This is a genomic window from Streptomyces litmocidini (assembly GCF_014649755.1).
Taxonomy (GTDB): Bacteria; Actinomycetota; Actinomycetes; order Streptomycetales; family Streptomycetaceae; genus Streptomyces; species Streptomyces litmocidini.
Genome location: NZ_BMTQ01000002.1, coordinates 320662 through 338346 on the forward strand (window position 1 = coordinate 320662; position 17685 = coordinate 338346).

General features: G+C 72.9%; 18 protein-coding genes. 10 read left to right on the forward strand and 8 right to left on the reverse strand.

Features of this window, described 5'->3' with window-relative positions:
- The first annotated feature begins 6 nt into the window (after positions 1-6).
- Complete coding sequence (locus IE180_RS04825; RefSeq protein WP_190155481.1) at positions 7-666, forward strand: response regulator; 660 nt, start codon at positions 7-9, stop codon at positions 664-666.
- Positions 667-791: 125 nt separating this feature from the next.
- Here the strand turns inward: IE180_RS04825 and IE180_RS04830 are convergent, their stop codons facing one another.
- On the reverse strand, positions 792-1259 hold the full coding sequence (locus tag IE180_RS04830) for a MarR family winged helix-turn-helix transcriptional regulator (protein WP_190155482.1): 468 nt from the start codon (positions 1257-1259) through the stop codon (positions 792-794).
- A gap of 150 nt (positions 1260-1409) precedes the next feature.
- Between IE180_RS04830 and IE180_RS04835 the strand changes: the two genes are divergently transcribed.
- The 4 genes from IE180_RS04835 to IE180_RS04850 all read left to right on the forward strand — a co-directional run bounded on the left by IE180_RS04835 (position 1410) and on the right by IE180_RS04850 (position 5595).
- Positions 1410-2531, forward strand: a complete 1122-nt coding sequence (locus IE180_RS04835; protein WP_190155483.1) for an ABC-2 transporter permease — start codon at positions 1410-1412, stop codon at positions 2529-2531.
- Between the two features lie 176 nt (positions 2532-2707).
- Positions 2708-4168: a DUF2252 domain-containing protein gene (locus IE180_RS04840; RefSeq protein ID WP_190155484.1), complete on the forward strand. Its 1461-nt coding sequence runs from the start codon at positions 2708-2710 to the stop codon at positions 4166-4168.
- 119 nt (positions 4169-4287) lie between these two features.
- A complete protein-coding gene (locus IE180_RS04845; RefSeq protein WP_373302667.1) occupies positions 4288-5196 on the forward strand; it encodes a hypothetical protein in 909 nt (302 codons plus the stop codon).
- 54 nt (positions 5197-5250) lie between these two features.
- Positions 5251-5595 (forward strand): rhodanese-like domain-containing protein, encoded by a 345-nt coding sequence (locus IE180_RS04850; RefSeq protein WP_190155485.1) that lies wholly within the window; start codon positions 5251-5253, stop codon positions 5593-5595.
- Positions 5596-5608: 13 nt separating this feature from the next.
- Here the strand turns inward: IE180_RS04850 and IE180_RS04855 are convergent, their stop codons facing one another.
- The 6 genes from IE180_RS04855 to paaA all read right to left on the reverse strand — a co-directional run bounded on the left by IE180_RS04855 (position 5609) and on the right by paaA (position 10479).
- Positions 5609-6742 (reverse strand): acyl-CoA dehydrogenase family protein, encoded by a 1134-nt coding sequence (locus tag IE180_RS04855; RefSeq protein ID WP_190155486.1) that lies wholly within the window; start codon positions 6740-6742, stop codon positions 5609-5611.
- Between the two features lie 131 nt (positions 6743-6873).
- Positions 6874-7962, reverse strand: a complete 1089-nt coding sequence (locus IE180_RS04860) for a 2Fe-2S iron-sulfur cluster-binding protein (protein ID WP_190155487.1) — start codon at positions 7960-7962, stop codon at positions 6874-6876.
- On the reverse strand, positions 7963-8460 hold the full coding sequence (paaD, locus tag IE180_RS04865; protein ID WP_190155488.1) for a 1,2-phenylacetyl-CoA epoxidase subunit PaaD: 498 nt from the start codon (positions 8458-8460) through the stop codon (positions 7963-7965).
- Entirely contained in the window at positions 8454-9182 is a 729-nt protein-coding gene (paaC, locus tag IE180_RS04870) for a 1,2-phenylacetyl-CoA epoxidase subunit PaaC (RefSeq protein WP_190155489.1), read from the reverse strand. Before paaC ends, paaD begins: the two co-directional genes overlap by 7 nt.
- Positions 9179-9466: a 1,2-phenylacetyl-CoA epoxidase subunit PaaB gene (paaB, locus tag IE180_RS04875; RefSeq protein WP_030692422.1), complete on the reverse strand. Its 288-nt coding sequence runs from the start codon at positions 9464-9466 to the stop codon at positions 9179-9181. Before paaB ends, paaC begins: the two co-directional genes overlap by 4 nt.
- Complete coding sequence (gene paaA / locus IE180_RS04880) at positions 9463-10479, reverse strand: 1,2-phenylacetyl-CoA epoxidase subunit PaaA (protein WP_190155490.1); 1017 nt, start codon at positions 10477-10479, stop codon at positions 9463-9465. Before paaA ends, paaB begins: the two co-directional genes overlap by 4 nt.
- Positions 10480-10624: 145 nt before the next feature.
- Here paaA and IE180_RS04885 point away from each other — a divergent pair, with 145 nt between their 5' ends.
- Genes IE180_RS04885 through IE180_RS04895 form a run of 3 tightly spaced genes read left to right on the forward strand, consistent with a single transcriptional unit; the run spans position 10625 to position 13280 of the window.
- A complete protein-coding gene (locus tag IE180_RS04885) occupies positions 10625-11383 on the forward strand; it encodes a DUF5819 family protein (protein ID WP_229860294.1) in 759 nt (252 codons plus the stop codon).
- Positions 11380-12621, forward strand: a complete 1242-nt coding sequence (locus IE180_RS04890) for an HTTM domain-containing protein (RefSeq protein WP_190155492.1) — start codon at positions 11380-11382, stop codon at positions 12619-12621. The genes IE180_RS04885 and IE180_RS04890 overlap by 4 nt, the downstream gene beginning before the upstream one ends.
- Entirely contained in the window at positions 12618-13280 is a 663-nt protein-coding gene (locus tag IE180_RS04895) for a TrmH family RNA methyltransferase (RefSeq protein ID WP_190155493.1), read from the forward strand. Before IE180_RS04890 ends, IE180_RS04895 begins: the two co-directional genes overlap by 4 nt.
- Positions 13281-13353: 73 nt before the next feature.
- On the opposite strand, the gene paaN is transcribed toward IE180_RS04895, so the two are convergent.
- Entirely contained in the window at positions 13354-15051 is a 1698-nt protein-coding gene (gene paaN, locus IE180_RS04900; protein ID WP_190155494.1) for a phenylacetic acid degradation protein PaaN, read from the reverse strand.
- 124 nt (positions 15052-15175) lie between these two features.
- Between paaN and IE180_RS04905 the strand changes: the two genes are divergently transcribed.
- Positions 15176-16783, forward strand: a complete 1608-nt coding sequence (locus tag IE180_RS04905) for a 3-hydroxyacyl-CoA dehydrogenase (RefSeq protein WP_190155495.1) — start codon at positions 15176-15178, stop codon at positions 16781-16783.
- Positions 16780-17373 (forward strand): TetR/AcrR family transcriptional regulator, encoded by a 594-nt coding sequence (locus IE180_RS04910; RefSeq protein WP_190155496.1) that lies wholly within the window; start codon positions 16780-16782, stop codon positions 17371-17373. Before IE180_RS04905 ends, IE180_RS04910 begins: the two co-directional genes overlap by 4 nt.
- Positions 17374-17685: the final 312 nt, after the last annotated feature.

Consider the following 17685-nt stretch of genomic DNA (forward strand, 5'->3'; position numbering starts at 1 on the left):
GAAGCAGTGGCAGGGCAGCCCATCAGGGTCGTGATCGCCGACGACGAGCCTCTGATCAGGGCCGGGATCCGGATGATCCTCATCTCGGACCCGGAGATCGAGGTCGTCGGGGAGGCCGGCGACGGGCGGGAGGCGGTCGAGGCGGCACGGGCGCACGCCGCCGACGTGGTGCTGCTCGACATCCAGATGCCGGTGCTCGACGGCCTCTCCGCACTGCCGGAGCTGCGCCGGGCCGCGCCCGCGGCCCGGGTGATCGTCCTGACGACCTTCGGGGAGCGGGAGAACGTGCTGCGGGCCCTGGAGCACGGGGGCGCCGGGTTCCTGCTCAAGGACACGGCGCCCGCCGAGCTGATCCGGGCGGTGCGGGCGGCCGCGGCGGGAGACGCGTATCTGTCGCCCGCGGCGACCCGGCACGTGGTGGAGCGACTGGCGCTGGGCCGGGAGGTGGCGCGCGCCGAGCAGGCGCGGGCACGGGTGGCGGCGCTCAGCGAGAAGGAGCGGGACGTCCTGGCCCTGCTCGGCGAAGGGCTCTCCAACGCGGACGCCGGTAAGCGGCTGCACATGAGCGAGGCCACCGTGAAGACGTACGTGAGCCGGATCCTGGCCAAGCTGGACTGCGAGAACCGCGTGCAGGCGGCGCTGCTCGCGCGGGACGCGGGGCTGTAACTCGCAGGAGGGCCCGGCCCGGGCGGTCGCGCGGGGGCCGGGGGCGGCCCGGATCGGCGCGGGGGCGGGGTCGGCCCGGATCGGCGCGGGGGCCGGGGTCGGTTCGCGGGGCGCCGGGGAGAGGGTCAGTTCGCGGGGGCGCCGGGGAGGGGGCTCGCGGCAGCGGCGTTGTAGCGCAGCAGATACGCGGCGAAGCGGGCGAGGTCCTCGGCCGGCCAGTCCTCCAGGCGTTCCCGGAAGGCGGCCATGCGACTCGCCTGGGCCGCCGCGAGAACCCTGGTGCCGGCCTCGGTGGGGTGCAGCACCTGCACCCGGTGGTCGTCGGGGGCGGGGCGGCGCTCCACGAACCCGAGCTTCTCCAGGCCGGCGACCTGACGGCTCACCGTCGACTTGTCCAGGAGGTAGTGGGCCGCGAGGTCGGTGGCGCGGCAGCCGCGCTGCTCCTCGATGTGGGCGAGCAGCGTGTACGAGACGAGCGGGAGTTCGGGGTGGACCCGGGCCGCCGCGGCACGGGCGCGGCGGGCGAAGGCGGTCAGCTCGCGCTGGATGACGTCCACCGACGCCTCACGGAGTGGCTCTGCGGCACCGGTCATCGTGCGCTCCCTGCTGTCGGTGCGTCGCCGCCGGCGCGTCGCCGTCGGTCCGGGTGGACGGGTGGTCCGGGAGGGCGCGTTCGGGACGGGTCGCCTCTCGTGAACTTTCGGTTGTATAGTACAACGGTTCTTTAGTTGTAAAAGCCAACCATGGAGGTCTCGGTGTCCGCAGGACCGAACACCAGCGGCGCGTTGCGGCATGTCCTCGGACATCTGCTCACCCCCCTGTTGATGTGCGTCGGCATGGGCCTCGCCTATCTCGGCGCCTTCCACGCGCCCGCACCCCACGACCTGCGCGTCGACATCGTCGGCTCCGGCCCCACCACCCAGGTCCTCGCGCAGACGCTCCAGGACAAGGGCGCCGGCGCCCTCGACGTCCGGACCGTCATCGACCGGGACACCGCCGTCTCCGCACTGCGCGAACAGCGCAGCTTCGGCGCCTACATCCCCGGCACCCGGCCCGAACTGCTCGTCGCCTCGGGCTCCTCCGACACCAGCGCCATGGCCGTCGAGAAGGTGTTCACCAAGGTCGCCGCCGGACAGGACGCGCCCCTCAAGGTCACCGACGTCGCCCCCACCGCCTCCGGCGATCCCACGGGCCAGGGCGTCTTCTTCCTGCTCGTCGCCCTCAGCATCGGCGCGTACGCCTCCGTCGCCGTCATCGGCGGAGCCGGAGCCGTCCTGCCCATGCGGATCAGGGCGCTCCTCGCCGCCGGCATGTCGCTCGTCGTCAGCCTGATCGGCGCCCTCTTCGCCGGGCCCGTCTTCCACCTGGTCGACCAGGGCCTCGGCGGGGTGTGGGCGATGTCCTGGCTGTACGCGGCGGGCATCCTCGCCGTCGGCGTCGGCCTGCACACCTTCCTGCGGCGCTGGACCACGCTCGGCGTGATGGTCCTCTTCGTCATGCTCAACTTCACGAGCTCCGGCGGCATCTACCGGCCCGAACTCCAGCCCGGCTTCTTCGGCTCGCTGCACGCCTTCTGGAACGGCGCGGGCTTCGTCGAGGGCGTGCGCGGCCACGTCTACTTCGACGGCCACGGGGTCGGCGGGAACGTCCTCGTCCTCGCCCTCTGGCTCCTCGCCGGCGCCACGCTCGTCGTCCTCGCCGGACTCACGGAGTCCCGACGGAGGAAGGCGGGCACCGGGCGGACGCAGGCACCGGGGACGCCGGGGACCGCGGCGGCCGCGGGGACCGGGACGGTCAAGGACGGCACCGAGGCCCGGGCCGGGGACGAGGCCGAGGAGGAGATGGAAGAGGCCGTCGCGATCTGAGGGCCGACCCCGCGGACCGGGCCGGAGGACCGCTCCGGAGGCCCGGCCCAGGGGCTTGCCCACGGGGTTGTCCACAGGCTCGTGGGACCGTTGTCCACAGGGGGAGACGGGTGATCGGGAACGGCGGTACGGTCAGGGCCGGATGATGTCGGACATCGCATCGGGGGAGGCGTCCCATGGACGGGATCCAGGCCGTCGTGCCAGGACAGCGCGGTACGGACGAGGGGCGGGGCGGAGCGCGCGTCCCGCACGTGCCGGGCTTCGCGCGCCGCGCCGTTCCCACCACCGGGGTCTCCCCCAAGGACCGGGGCAAGCAGCTGCGCGAGCGGGTTCCCCGCTCCTCGCACGACCGGCCGGCCCTCGCCGCCGTCCGCCCCGACGCCGTGCGCGCCGTCGAGGAGTCGAACCGGGGCCGCGTGCCCGGACTCGCGCCGATACGGGTCGGCAGGATGGCGGCGAGCCCCTTCGCCTTCCTGCGCGGCTCCGCCGGGCTCATGGCCCAGGACCTCGTCGGAACGCCCGTCACCGGGATCACCGCCCAGATATGCGGCGACGCGCACGCCGCCAACTTCGGCCTCTACGGTGACGCGCGCGGCCGGCTCGTCATCGACCTCAACGACTTCGACGAGACCGTCGTCGGCCCCTGGGAATGGGACCTCAAGCGGCTCGCCACGTCCCTCGTCCTGGCCGGACGGGAGGTGGGGGCGGACGAGGACGTGTGCCGGGCCGCCGCGTTCGACACCGTCGGCGCGTACCGGCGCACCATGCGCCTGCTCGCCCGGCTGCCCGCACTCGACGCCTGGAACGCGATCGCCGACGAGGAACTCGTCTCCCACACCGACGCCCGTGACCTCCTCGGCACCCTGGAGCGGGTCTCCGCCAAGGCCCGCAACAACACGAGCGCCCGGTTCGCCGCTCGGTCGACCGAGGCCGTGACGGACGTCGAGGGCGGCGGTCGCAGGTTCGTGGACGCTCCCCCGGTGCTGCGCAGGGTCCCGGACGCCGAGGCGGCCGAGGTCGCCGAGTCCCTGGGCGCGTACCTGAAGACCGTGTCCGAGGACAGACTGCCGCTCCTCGCCCGGTACGCCGTCCACGACGTGGCCTTCCGGGTGGTCGGCACCGGAAGCGTCGGCACCCGCTCCTACGTGGTGCTGCTGCTCGACCACCGGGGCGAGCCACTGGTGCTCCAGGTGAAGGAGGCCCGGCCGTCCGCGCTGCTGCCGCATCTGCGGGCCGCCGGATTCACCGTGCCGGACGTCGGTCACGAGGGGCGGCGCGTGGTGCTCGGACAGAAGCGGATGCAGGTCGTCAGCGACATCCTGTTGGGTTGGACCACGGTCGAGGGGCGTCCGTTCCAGGTGCGGCAGTTCCGCAACCGCAAGGGCAGCGTCGACCCCGCGGCCCTCACCGCGGACCAGCTCGACGACTACGGGCGGATGACCGGGGCCCTGCTCGCCCGCGCGCACGCCCACAGCGCCGACCCGCGCCTGATATCCGGCTACTGCGGCAAGAACGAGGAGCTCGACGAGGCCGTCGCGTCCTTCGCCGTCACGTACGCGGACCGCACCACCGCGGACCACGCCGACCTGCTCTCGGCCGTCCGCACGGGCCGAGTGGCGGCGGAACCGGGGGTCTGACGTCCGACGGAGGCGGGGGAACGAAAAAAGGGGGAGGGGGAGGGAGGGGGAGGGAGGGGGAGGCCCCCTGTGAGGACCGTAGGCTGGGTGGGACGAGGCGGAACGAGGACTTGGCGGGCGTGGACGTGAGCGTGGACCAGGGTGTGAACGAGGGACCCGGGGACGAGCGGCCCGAGGCCGAGCAGCTCGGGGGCGAGCGGTCCGGGGCCGAACAGCTCCAGGGTCGGTCGTCCGAGGGCCCGCAGGCGGGGGAGGAGCGGCCCGAGGCTCGGCTGGAGCAGGCTGTGCGGGTGGCCGAGCAGGCGTTGATCGAGTTCGAGATCGCCGTCGAGACCTTCCGGGTCGAGGTGGAGAACTTCTCGCGGCTGCACCACCAGAAGCTCGGACCGATGTACGCGCGGCTCGACGAGCTCGACGCGCGGATCGCCGAGGCGCGGGCGGCGCGTACCGGGGACCCCGAGGATCTGCGGCGGGCGCAGGAGGCGCGGGCCGCGGTGCTGCCGATGCCCGGCGTGGAGGAGCTGTTCAACGACTGGATCGACACCGACGGCCTCTCCCCCGAGGCCGCCGCGATGCTCACCGACCGGCCGGTGCAGCCGCCGAAGCGGGTCCGCCCCGGCGAGGAGGCCCGCAGGCTCTACCGCGAGCTGGCCCGCAAGGCCCATCCCGACCTGGCGCGCGAGGAGGACGAGCGGAAGCGGCGCGAGGAGTTCATCACGCGCGTGAACGCCGCCTACGCCCGGGGCGACGAGGCGCTGCTGCGTGAGCTCTCCGCGGAGTGGGAGGCCGGGCCGGTGCCGGCCGAGGAGCGGCTCAGCGAGAGCGAGGAGCTGTACGCGCGTCTGGAGTGGCTGGCGGAGCGCAAGGACATGCTGTCGGCGGTGGCGCGCGAGCTGGAGGAGAGCGCGATCGGCGCGATGCTGCGGATGGCGCCGGACGACCCGGACCGGCTCCTGGAGGAGATCGCCGAGCAGCTGCTCGCGCAGGTCTCCGAGCGGGAGAACGAGCTGGCCGGGCTGGTGCAGTAGTTTTTCTGTGCGCCCGAGTCCTTCGGGCGGTTCTGACGAGAGAAGGCCTTTCCCATGAATTTCTCCCCGCTGCCCTCCGTGGACGCGGCTTCCGTGCCGGCCGATGCCCTGGTGCTGGACGTCAGGGAGAACGACGAGTGGGCGGCCGGCCACGTCGAGGGCGCGCTGCACGTGCCGATGAGTGACTTCGTGGCCCGCTTCGGTGAGGTGACGGAGGCCGTGGCCGAGCGGGGGCGCGCCTATGTGATGTGCCGGGTCGGGGGTCGTTCGGCGCAGGTCACGCAGTACCTGGTGCAGCAGGGCTTCGACGCGGTGAACGTGGACGGCGGGATGCTCGCCTGGGACGGTGCCGGGCGTCCGATGGTGGCGGAGAGCGGAAGCCCGGCCTTCGTCCTCTGAGTCCTCCGGCGCGTCAGTCGAGGGGGTGGGCGGCCAGCAGGTCGCCGAGGGCCTCCTCGTGGGCGGCCGCGGGGCCGAGGGACAGTTCGAGGTGCTTGGCCCAGGCGTGGTAGCGGTGGAGCGGGTAGTCGGTGTCGGCACCGAAGCCGCCGTGCAGGTGTTGGGCGGTCTGCACCACGCGGCGTACTCCTTCGGAGGCCCAGATCTTCGCGACGGCGATGTCCCCGGCCGCGGGTAGCGGCCCGTGGGTGTCGCTGGAGAGGCGCCAGGCGGCCTGCCAGAGGGTGGCCTCCATGGCGCGCAGGTCGATGTAGCGGTCGGCGGCCTGGACGGCGACGGCCTGGAAGGTGGCCACGGGGTGGCCGAACTGTTCGCGTTTTCCGGTGTACTGGCTCGTCATGGCGAGGACGGCCTCTCCCAGGCCGAGGGCGAGTGCGCAGGTGCCGGTGGTGAGGATGTCGCGCAGTAGTTCCCAGGCGCCGTCGGTGTCGATGAGGTCCGTGTCGTCGAGGTGCACGGCGTCGAGGCGGAGTTCGGCGAGGAGTTCGCCGTGGGTGGAGTACTGGTCGGTGAGGCCGAGTCCGTCGTGGGCGCGGGGCAGCAGGGCGAGGACGGTGCCGCCCTCGGTGGTGCGCGCGGGTGCGGCGATGATGTCGGCGCGGTGGGCCCAGGGGACGGCGGTCTGGAGGCCGTCGAGGGTCCAGCCGGTTTCGTCGCGGTGCGCGGTGACGGCGTGGGCGGCGGGTTCGTGGCCGGTGCGTCCCTGGGTGGCGGCGGTGAGGACGAGTTCGCCGCGGGTGACGCGGGGGAGCAGTGCGGTGGCCGTGCGGGGATGGGCGTACCGCTCGACGGTGAGGGCGACGGCGCTGGTCTCCAGGAGCGGGACGCGGGCGAGGACGCGGGCGGACTCGCGCAGGACGAGGCAGAGGGCGACGGGGTCGAGGCCGGCGCCGCCGTGCTCGGGGGCCAGGGTGATGCCGAGGAGGTCGGCGGCGGCGAGGCGGGCCCAGAGCGGCCGGTCGAGGTCCTCGGCCACGGCACGGGGGGTGAGGGCGGGGCTGGGTACCGCGTCGGGTGTGACGTCCGAGAAGACGGCCTTGGCCGCTTCGACGGCTGCCTGCTGTTCTTCGGTGAAGGTGAAGTCCACAGTTCTGCCTTCCCGTTGCCGGCCCCTATTTGTCTGACGGGTCGTCAAGATAGGGCAGGTTCCGGGGGAAGGGAATGGCGGCGCCGTCCGTACTCCGGCGGCGCCGCCGTTCCGTCAGTGCTCGTGGTTCGTCAGCGGTCGAAGTCCAACTCCACGTCAGGGGTGGCCGGGTGGGACTGGCAGGCCAGGACGTATCCGGCTTCCGTCTCCTCCGGCTCCAGGGCGAAGTTGCGGTCCATCCGCACCTCTCCGCCGACGACGAAGGCGCGGCAGGTGCCGCACACCCCGCCCTTGCAGGCGTACGGGGCGTCCGCGCGGGCGCGGAGGACGGTGTCGAGGAGCGTCTCGCCGCGCTCCACCGGCCAGGTGCCGGACCGTCCGTGCAGGGTGGCCGTCAGGGTGGCGTGCGCCGGGGCGTCCGCCGCGGGGGCGGGGGCGGGAGCGGAGCCGTCGTCGACGTGGAAGATCTCCTGGTGGATCCGGCCGCGGTCGACGCCCAGGCCGCGCAGTGCCTGCTCGGCGCCCTGGACGAGTCCGAAGGGGCCGCACAGGAACCAGCCGTCGATCGTGTCGACCGGCAGCATCGCGGGCAGCAGTTCGGCGAGCCGCTCGCGGTCGAGGCGGCCGGAGGGCAGGCCTGCCTGCTGCTCCTCCCGGGAGAGCACGGTGACGAGCTGGAAGCGGTCGGGATAGCGGTCCTTGAGGTCGGCGACCTCGTCGAGGAACATCGTGGACGCGGCGGTGCGGTCGCTGCGGATCAGACAGAACCGGGCTTCCGGCTCGCGGGCGAGCAGGGTGGCCGCCATCGAGAGGACCGGGGTGATGCCGCTGCCGCCGACGACGGCGGCGAAGTGGCCGGGGCGCGGGGTGAGCGTGAAGCGGCCCATCGGCTCCATGACCTCGACGAGGTCGCCGACGACCAGTTCCTTGAGCGCGTACGTCGAGAACGAGCCGCCGTCGACGAGCCGGATGCCGACGCGCAGGACGGGGGGTTCGCCGGCCGGGGAGGCGGGGGCGCAGATGGAGTACGTGCGCCGGACCTCCTCGCCCCGCTCGCCGGTGCGGCGCAGGGCGAGGTGCTGTCCGGGGAGGTGCCGGTACGCCTCGTGGAGCTCGGGCGGAACCGCGAAGGTGACGGCCACGGAGTCGTCCGTGAGGCGGTCGACCTCGCTCACCCGGAGCGGATGGAACCCGGCCCGTCCGGTGGCTGAGGACACCATCTACAACTCCTTGAAGTGGTCGAACGGTTCGCGGCAGGCGGTGCAGCGGCGCAGTGCCTTGCACGCGGTGGAGGAGAAGCGGCTCAGGAGCTCGGTGTCGGTGGATCCGCAGTGCGGGCAGCGGATCGCCAGGGTGAGGGGCACGGGGCCGCCCGCGGGTCCCTGGGGGCGGGGCGGGGCGATGCCGAACTCGGTGAGTTTGCGCCGTCCTTCCTCGCTGATGTCGTCGGTGGACCAGGCCGGGGCGAGGACGGTGACGACGGTGACGTCCGGCACGCCGTGCTCGTGGAGGGCCCGCTCGATGTCGGAGGCCATGGCCTCGATGGCGGGGCAGCCCGTGTAGGTGGGGGTGAGGGAGACCTCGACCCGGCCGGGGCCGAGGACCTGTACGCCCCGCATGACGCCGAGTTCCTCCAGGGTGAGGACGGGCAGCTCCGGATCGGGGACGGAGCCGGCGATGCGGCTCAGTTCCTCTTCCAGGGCCGTCATGGTCACCATGTCGCCCCCGGGTGGCTGCGGTGCAGGTGCTGCATCTCGGCGAGCATCCGTCCGAAGGACTCGGTGTGGAGGCCCTGCCGGCCGGCGCCCGCGCTCCAGGCGCCGGTGCGCGGTCCGGAGGGCACGGTGAGCGTGGCCCGGCCGAGGACGTCGGTGACCGAGTCCAGCCAGGCGGTCTCCAGGGCGGGGAGGTCCAGGTCGAGGCCCTCGACGGGCTGGAACAGTTCGCCGGTGTACCGCCAGAGGGCGTCGCAGGCGCGCTGCATCCGCTGGTGGCTCTCGGTGGTGCCGTCGCCGAGGCGCAGGGTCCAGTGCTCGGCGTGGTCCTGGTGGTAGGCGACTTCCTTGACGGCCTTGGCCGCGAGGCCGGCGAAGGGGCCGTCGCCGGTGGCCAGCCGTCCGTACAGGAGGTGCTGGTAGGTGGAGAAGTAGAGCTGCCGGGCGATGGTGTGGGCGAAGTCGCCGTTCGGCTGCTCGACGAGCTGGCTGTTCCGGAAGGAGCGCTCCTCGCGGAGGTAGGCGAGTTCGTCCTCGTCGCCGACGAGGGAGAGCAGGACCCGGGCCTGGCCGAGGAGGTCGAGGGCGATGTTGGCCAGGGCGACCTCCTCCTCCAGGACGGGGGCGGAGCCGGCCCACTCCCCCAGGCGGTGGGAGAGGACGAGGGCGTCGTCGCCGAGGGCGAGCGCCGCGGCGGCGGTGAGGGTGTCGGTGGTGCCGGTCACAGGTGCTTCACCCCTTCCGGGATCTCGTAGAAGGTCGGGTGGCGGTAGGGCTTGTCCGCGGCCGGCTCGAAGAAGGGGTCCTTCTCGTCGGGCGAGGAGGCGGTGATGGCCGTGGAGGGGACGACCCAGATCGACACGCCTTCGGACCGGCGGGTGTAGAGGTCGCGGGCGTTGCGCAGGGCCATCTCCGCGTCGGGTGCGTGGAGACTGCCCGCGTGGGTGTGGGACAGTCCGCGGCGGGAGCGCACGAACACCTCCCACAGCGGCCAACCGTCGGTCGTCATGCCTGTGCCTCCCCGTGCTTTCCGGTGTGCTTGTCCGCGTAGGCCGCCGCCGCTTCCCTGACCCAGGCGCCGTCCTCGTGGGCCTGGCGTCGCCTGCTCAGCCGCTGGTCGTTGCAGGGGCCGTTGCCCTTGAGGACGTCCCAGAACTCGGTCCAGTCGATCGGGCCGAAGTCGTAGTGTCCGCGCTCCTCGTTCCACCGGAGGTCGGGGTCGGGGAGGGTGAGGCCGAGGGCCTCCGCCTGCGGCACGGCGATGTCGACGAAGCGCTGGCGCAGTTCGTCGTTGGAGTGGCGCTTGATCTTCCAGGCCATCGCCTGGGCGGTGTGGGTCGACTCGTCGTCCGGAGGTCCGAACATCATCAGCGAGGGCCACCACCAGCGGTTCACGGCGTCCTGGGCCATCGCGTGCTGGGCCTCGGTGCCGCGGGAGAGGGCGAGCAGTGCCTCGTACCCCTGGCGCTGGTGGAAGGACTCCTCCTTGCAGACCCGGACCATCGCGCGGGCGTACGGGCCGTAGGAGCAGCGGCAGAGGGGGACCTGGTTGGTGATCGCGGCGCCGTCCACGAGCCAGCCGATCGCTCCGACGTCGGCCCAGGTCAGCGTGGGGTAGTTGAAGATCGAGGAGTACTTCTGGCGGCCGGAGTGGAGCTTGTCGAGGAGCTCGTCGCGGCTGGTGCCGAGGGTCTCCGCCGCGCTGTACAGGTACAGGCCGTGGCCGGCCTCGTCCTGCACCTTGGCCATGAGGATCGCCTTGCGCCGCAGCGAGGGCGCGCGGGTGATCCAGTTCGCCTCGGGCTGCATGCCGATGATCTCGGAGTGGGCGTGCTGCGCGATCTGCCGGACGAGGGAGGCGCGGTAGGCCTCGGGCATCCAGTCGCGCGGCTCGATCCGCTCGTCGGCGGCGACGGCGGCGTCGAACACGGCCTCGTAGGCGGCCTGCTCGGCCGCCGCGGCCGTGTCCGACGCGCCGGACGCGCCCGTGGTCCCTGCCGTCCCTGCCGTCACTGCGGTCATCAGACCCCCTACCGACCGATCGTTCGGTTGAATGACTTCAATGGTGGGACGACGGCCCGTATGGTGTCAACCCTGTGGATGACCGAGGCGGGTCGATCGGGATCGGGGCGGGATGGACGCGTACGTCGAAAAGGACGCGGTCGAGATGAGTGACGACGGGCGCAGACCCCCCGAGGACCCGCCGGTCGCCCCCGTGGGGAGCGAGGGCACCGGGACCGCTCCCGGTGCCGGGATCATGGCCCTCTCGCTGCCCTACCAGGTCGTCGCCGCCGTGGCGCTCGCCGCCGTCGGCGTGTTCGCCTGCGTCCACCTGGCGATGGTGTTCCTGCACGTGGCGCCGTCCAACACGCTGACCAAGCGGCACGGCGAGGCCGTCAGCGACTGGATCTACCCCGAGTTCGAGCAGAACTGGAAGCTCTTCGCGCCCAACCCGCTCCAGGCGAACATCTCCGTCGAGGTCCGGGCCGAGCTCGCCGGCGCCGACGGGGGCCGCCGCACCACCGGCTGGATCGACCTCACCGCCCAGGACATCGCGGCGATCCGCCACAACCCGATGCCCAGCCACGCACAGCAGAACCAGCTTCGCAGGGCCGTGGACTTCTACCTCAACACGCACACCGACGACAACCGTCCCAACGGATCGCGCGGCGCCTTCGCGGAGCAGTACATCCGCCGGATCGCGATGTTCAGGCTCGAAACCCTCCGGGGACCCGAGGGGCGGACCCTCGGTCCCGACGTGCGGCGCATCCAGCTCCGCACCGTCTCCCGGACCGTCCCCGCCGCCCGGTGGAGCACCGAGAAGACACGGACCACCCCCTCCTACCGCGACCTCCCGTGGTGGACGGTCACCCGGGCCGACCGGCCCGCCGACGCCGTCACGAGCCGCACGGAGGCGGGCCGATGAGCACTTCCACCGCCACGTCCGCGCGTGCCCGCGAACCCTTCGACCGCCGGCTCGCCCGCGGGGTGCAGACCGTCACGGGCCGTCCCCTCGCCCCGTACCAGAGCGCGATCGTCCGGATCGGCTTCTCGCTGACCTGGCTGCTCTTCCTGCTGCGCGAGCTGCCCCACCGACACCAGCTGTACGGCCCCGACGGCCCCTGGTCCTGGGAGCTGGCGCAGCGGCTGATCGCCGACAACCGGGCCTTCACGGTGCTCCTGTGGTCGGACGGCCGGATCTGGTTCGAAGTCGTCTACGGGCTGGCGGTGGTCTCGGCCGCGCTGCTCCTCGTCGGATGGCGGACCCGGGCCGTGTCCGTGGTCTTCATGGTCGGGGTGCTCTCGCTGCTGAACCGTTCCGTCTTCGTGGGCGACGGCGGCGACAACGTCCTGCACATCGTCTCGATCTACCTCGTCTTCACCCGCTGCGGCCGGGTGTGGTCCCTGGACGCCCGGCGGGCGGCCCGTGAGGACCGCGCGGCCCGGGCCGGGGAGCCCGCGCGCCGCGATGTCGTCGGACCGCTGCTGTGGGTGGTGCTCGGCGGCTTCCTCCTCGCCGCCACCTGGTTCAGCGACGTCTCCGGCGAGTGGTGGGTGCCGGTGCTGCTGTGGGTGCTGTGGCTCGGCAACGGGCTGTGGTGGCTGGTCTGCCGGATCGCCCCGGGGGAGCCGCGCACCCTGCTCGACGTCCTCGCGAACCTCGCGCACAACGCCGTCCTCGTCGTGATCATGGCCGAGGTCTGTCTGATCTACGCCACGGCCGGCTGGTACAAGATCCAGGGATCGCGCTGGCAGGAGGGGACCGCGCTGTTCTACCCGCTCCACCTGGACTACTTCTCGCCCTGGCCGGCCCTCTCCGAGCTGCTCGGCGCCAGCGGCGTCATGGTGATGCTGCTGTCCTACGGCACGGTCATCGTCCAGGTCGCCTTCCCCTTCACCCTCTTCAACCGCAGGGTCAAGAACGTCCTCCTGGTCGCGATGATGCTGGAGCACGCCGGGATCGCGGTGCTCCTCGGACTGCCGGTCTTCTCGCTCGCGATGATCTCCGCCGACGCCGTGTTCCTGCCGACGGCGTTCCTGGTGTGGCTGGGCGCCCGCGTGGCCGCGGGCAGGGACCGGCTGCTGGGGCGGGCTCCCGCCGGAACGCTGCCCGAGCAGCGCCGTACGGCCGAGGAGCACGGCCCCCGTACCCTCGTCGGGTGAGCACCACGGAAGAACAGCCCGAGCCGATCCAGTACGACGAGGGGTTCGGCACCGAGATCGGCGTCGGGCCGCACCCGGAGCCGTGGCCGCGGGACGAGCGGTACGACCCCGAACTGCTCGCCGGCGGCGACCGGCGCAACGTCGTGGACCGCTACCGGTACTGGACGCGCGAGGCGGTCGTCGCCGACCTGGACACCCGGCGCCACGACTTCCACGTGGCGGTGGAGAACTGGGGCCACGACTTCAACATCGGTTCGGTCGTGCGGACCGCGAACGCCTTCCTGGCGAAGGAGGTCCACATCGTGGGCCGCCGCCGCTGGAACCGGCGGGGCGCCATGGTCACCGACCGCTACCAGCACGTCCGGCACCACCCGGACACCGCGTCGCTGACCTCGTGGGCGGCGGCCGAGGGCATTCCCGTCATCGGGATCGACAACCTGCCGGGCTCCGTCCCGCTGGAACGGACCGTGCTCCCCCGCCGCTGCGTGCTGCTCTTTGGGCAGGAGGGCCCGGGGCTCACCGAGGAGGCCCGCGCCCATGTGGAGATGGTCTGCTCGATCGCCCAGTTCGGCTCGACCCGGTCGATCAACGCGGGCGCGGCCGCCGCGATCGCCATGCACGCGTGGGTGCAGCGGCACGCGGAGATCGAGGCGCCGTAGAGCCCGGGGGCGGCAAGGCCTCGGATCCCGCGAGCTCTCGTGGAGGCCCCGGAGGACCTCCACGAGGCCGTGATCAGGCCTGGCGGCGGACCTCCACCACCCGGAAGCGGTTGGAGACGAAGGCGCCGTCGCACAGGGCGGCGTTCGCCGCCGGGTTGCCGCCGGAGCCGTGGAAGTCGGAGAACGCGGCCGTCTGGTTCACGTACACCCCGCCCGTGAGGTTCAGCGAGAGCTGGGCCGACTCCTCCAGGCAGACCTCCTCCACCGCGCGCTCGGTGTCCGCCGAGGTCGTGTAGGCGCCGACCGTCATCGCGCCCTTCTCGCGGACCGTGCGGCGCAGCAGCTCCAGGGCGTCGGCGGTGGAGTCCACCGAGACGGCGAAGGAGACCGGGCCGAAGCACTCCGAGAAGTACGCGGCCTGGGCGTCCGGCTTGGAGCCGTCCAGCTTCACGATGACCGGCGTCCGGACCACGGCGTCCGGGTACTCCGGGTTGACCACCTCGCGGGAGGCGAGCGCGACCTCGCCGAGCCCGGCGGCGGCCTCCAGGCGCGCCTTCACGTCCGGGTTGACCAGGGCGCCGAGCAGACCGTTCGCCCGGGCGTCGTCGCCGAGCAGGCCGCCGACCGCCGCCGCGAGGTCGGCGACGACCTCGTCGTACGACTTCGGGCCCTGGTCGGTGGTGATGCCGTCGCGGGGGATCAGCAGGTTCTGCGGGGTGGTGCACATCTGGCCGCTGTACAGGGAGAGCGAGAAGGCCAGGTTGGCCAGCATCCCCTTGTAGTCGTCGGTGGAGTCGACCACGACCGTGTTGACGCCGGCCTTCTCGGTGTAGACCTGGGCCTGCCGGGCGTTGGCCTCCAGCCAGTCGCCGAAGGCGGTGGAGCCGGTGTAGTCGATGATCCGGATCTCGGGGCGGACGGCCAGGGTCTTGGCGATGCCCTCGCCGGGACGCTCGACGGCGAGCGTGACCAGGTTCGGGTCGAAGCCGGCCTCCGCGAGCACCTCACGGGCGACCCTCACCGTCAGCGCGAGCGGCAGGACGGCGCGCGGGTGCGGCTTGACCACGACCGGGTTGCCGGTGGCGAGGGAGGCGAACAGGCCCGGGTAGCCGTTCCACGTGGGGAAGGTGTTGCAGCCGATGACCAGGGCGATGCCGCGGCCGACCGGGGTGAACTCCTTGCTCAGCTCCAGGGGGTCGCGCTTGCCCTGCGGCTTGGACCAGCCGGCCCGCCCGGCGGGCGTGCGGGTCTGCTCCTCGTACGCGTACGCCACGGCCTCCAGGCCGCGGTCCTGGGCGTGCGGGCCGCCGGCCTGGAACGCCATCATGAACGCCTGGCCGCTGGTGTGCATGACGGCGTGGGCGAACTCGTGGGTCCGGGCGGAGATGCGGGCGAGGATCTCCAGGCAGACCAGGGCGCGGGTCTCGGCGCCGGCGTCCCGCCAGGCGCCCATGCCCGCGCGCATGGCGGGGAGCAGCACGTCGAGGTCGGCGTGCGGGTACTCGATGCCGAGCGACGGGCCGTACGGCGAGGTCTCGCCACCGGTCCAGCCGTCCGTACCGGGCTGGTCGAGGTCGAAGCGGGTGTTCAGCGTGGACTGGTGGGCGGCGAGGCCCGCCGCCGCGTCGAGCGAGCCGTCCGTGCCGTACGCCTTCGGGTGCTCGGGGTACGGCGACCAGTAGGCGCGGGTGCGGATGGTGGCGAGCGCCTGGTCGAGTGTGGACCGGTGCTTCTCGGCCAGACGGTCGGTGGTCAGCTGAGCGGTGGCCATCGATGGACCAACTCCTCGTCGAGCTGGGCAGGGAGACGCTTACGGAGTTAGAGTAACCGAACGATCGGTCGGGACAAGGGGGTCCGTCGATCCTGTGGAAAACCCATCGGGGAGGATCACTCCCATGAGCGCCAACGTGACCGTCAGGGGGAGCGACGACGTGACCGCCAGTGAGACCGCCGTGGAGCAGGACGACACCGCCGCCGTGGAACAGGACCGGACCGCCGCCGTCGGACGGGACCGCGTCGTCGCCGTCGTCGGCACCGGCACCATGGGCCAGGGCATCGCCCAGGTCGCGCTGGTCGCCGGCCACCCCGTGCGCCTCTACGACAGTGCCCCCGGCCGGGCCGCCGAGGCCGTCGCCGCCCTCACCGCCCGCCTGGACCGGCTCGTGGAGAAGGGGCGCCTGGACGCGGGCGCCCGGGAGGCCGCCGTCGGCCGGCTGCACCCGGCCGAGGACCCCGCCGAGCTCGCGGACGCCGCCCTCGTGATCGAGGCGATCGTCGAGGACCTCTCCGTCAAGCAGCGGCTCTTCGCCGACCTGGAGAAGATCGTCGGCGACGACACCGTCCTCGCCACGAACACCTCCTCCCTCTCCGTCACCGCCATCGCGGGAGGGCTGCGGCTGCCCGGCCGTTTCGTCGGCCTCCACTTCTTCAACCCGGCACCGCTGCTCCCCCTCGTCGAGGTCGTCAGCGGCTTCGCCACCGACGCGGACGTCGCCACGCGCGCGTACGAGACGGTGAAGGGCTGGGGCAAGACGCCCGTGCGCTGCGCGGACACCCCCGGCTTCATCGTGAACCGGGTCGCCCGCCCCTTCTACGCCGAGGCGCTCCGGGTCTTCGAGGAGGGCGCGGCCGACCCCGCCACCATCGACGCCGCCCTGCGCGAGTGCGGAGGATTCCGCATGGGTCCCTTCGAGCTGACCGACCTCATCGGGCAGGACGTGAACGAGGCCGTCACCCGGTCGGTGTGGGAGTCCTTCCACCAGGACCCGAAGTTCACCCCCTCGCTGGCGCAGCGCCGGCTCGTCGAGTCGGGGCGGCTCGGCCGCAAGTCGGGGCACGGCTGGTTCTCGTACGCGGAGGGCGCGGAGCGGCCCGGGCCGCACACCGCGCCGCCGGCCGGGGCGCCCGGGCGGATCGCCGTACGCGGGGACCTGGGGCCCGCCGAGCCGCTGATCGAGCTCTTCGAGGAGGCCGGGATCGAGGTCCGGCGCAAGGGCGGCAACGGATACGTCCTGCTGCCCGGCGGCGCCCGGCTCTGCCTCGCCGACGGCGAGACCGCCTTCGAGTACTGCACCGACGAGATCATCTATTTCGACCTCGCGCTGGACTACGCGCGCGCGAGCCGGATCGTCCTGTCGACCGGCGAGCACACCTCGGACGAGTCCCTCGCCGAGGCCGTGGGCCTCTTCCAGGCGCTCGGCAAGCAGGTGTCCGTCATCGGCGACGTGCCCGGCATGATCGTCGCCCGTACGGTCGCGATGCTCGCCGACCTCGCGGCCGACGCGGTCGACCGGGGCGTCGCCACCGCCGAGGACGTCGACACGGCCATGCGCCTCGGGGTCAACTACCCCGTCGGCCCGCTGGAGTGGGCCGGGAAGGTGGGGCACGCGCGCGTGCGCGACCTGCTCATGGAGCTGCACGAGCGCTACCCGACGGGCCGGTACGCCCCCAGCCTGGCCACCGCCCGCCGGGGATACGCCGAGGAAGGGCAGGGCTCCCGATGACCACGGCGAAGCGCGACACGTACACCCCCGAGACGCTGCTGTCGGTCGCGGTGCGGGTCTTCAACGAGCGCGGCTACGACGGCACGTCGATGGAGCACCTGTCCAAGGCGGCCGGGATCTCGAAGTCCTCGATCTACCACCACGTGGCGGGCAAGGAGGAGCTGCTGCGGCGCGCGGTCAGCCGGGCGCTCGACGGGCTCTTCGCGATCCTCGACGAGCCGGGCGCCGGGCGCGGCCGGGCCGTCGAGCGGGTCGAGTACGTCACGCGCCGCACCGTCGAGGTGCTGATCGCGGAGCTGCCGTACGTGACGCTGCTGCTGCGCGTGCGGGGCAACACCGGCACCGAGCGGTGGGCGATGGAACGGCGCCGCGAGTTCGACCACCGGGTGGCCGAGCTGCTGAAGGCCGCCGTCGCCGAGGGGGACCTGCGGGCCGACGTGGACATCCGGCTCGCGACCCGGCTTCTCTTCGGCATGATCAACTCGCTGGTGGAGTGGTACCGGCCGCATCCGGACGCGACGGCGGAGCGGGACCAGCTCGCCGAGACCGTCGCCCACCTGGCCTTCGACGGGCTGCGGACGGCCCGCTGAGGCGTCGTACGGGCTTCCGCCGGCCGCCGTACGGGCGCCGTACGGCGGCCGGCTGTCCGCCGTACGGCGCTGCCCGCCCGCCGTATACGGCGCTGTCCGCCGTGCAGGCCGCTGGGCTGCCCGGAGGGCCTCTCGGAGGTTCCTCCGTGGCTGCCACCCCCTGGGGGCTCCGCCGGCCCCCTCCTGCGGCCCGTCCGGCCCGGCCGTCGCTGCCGCCGCTCGTACTGCCGACCGCCGATCCCCCGTACGGCCCACCGCGGGTCCGGCGAGCGGGCCGACGGCCCGGCGGGCGGCTCTGGGGCCCCGCGGAGG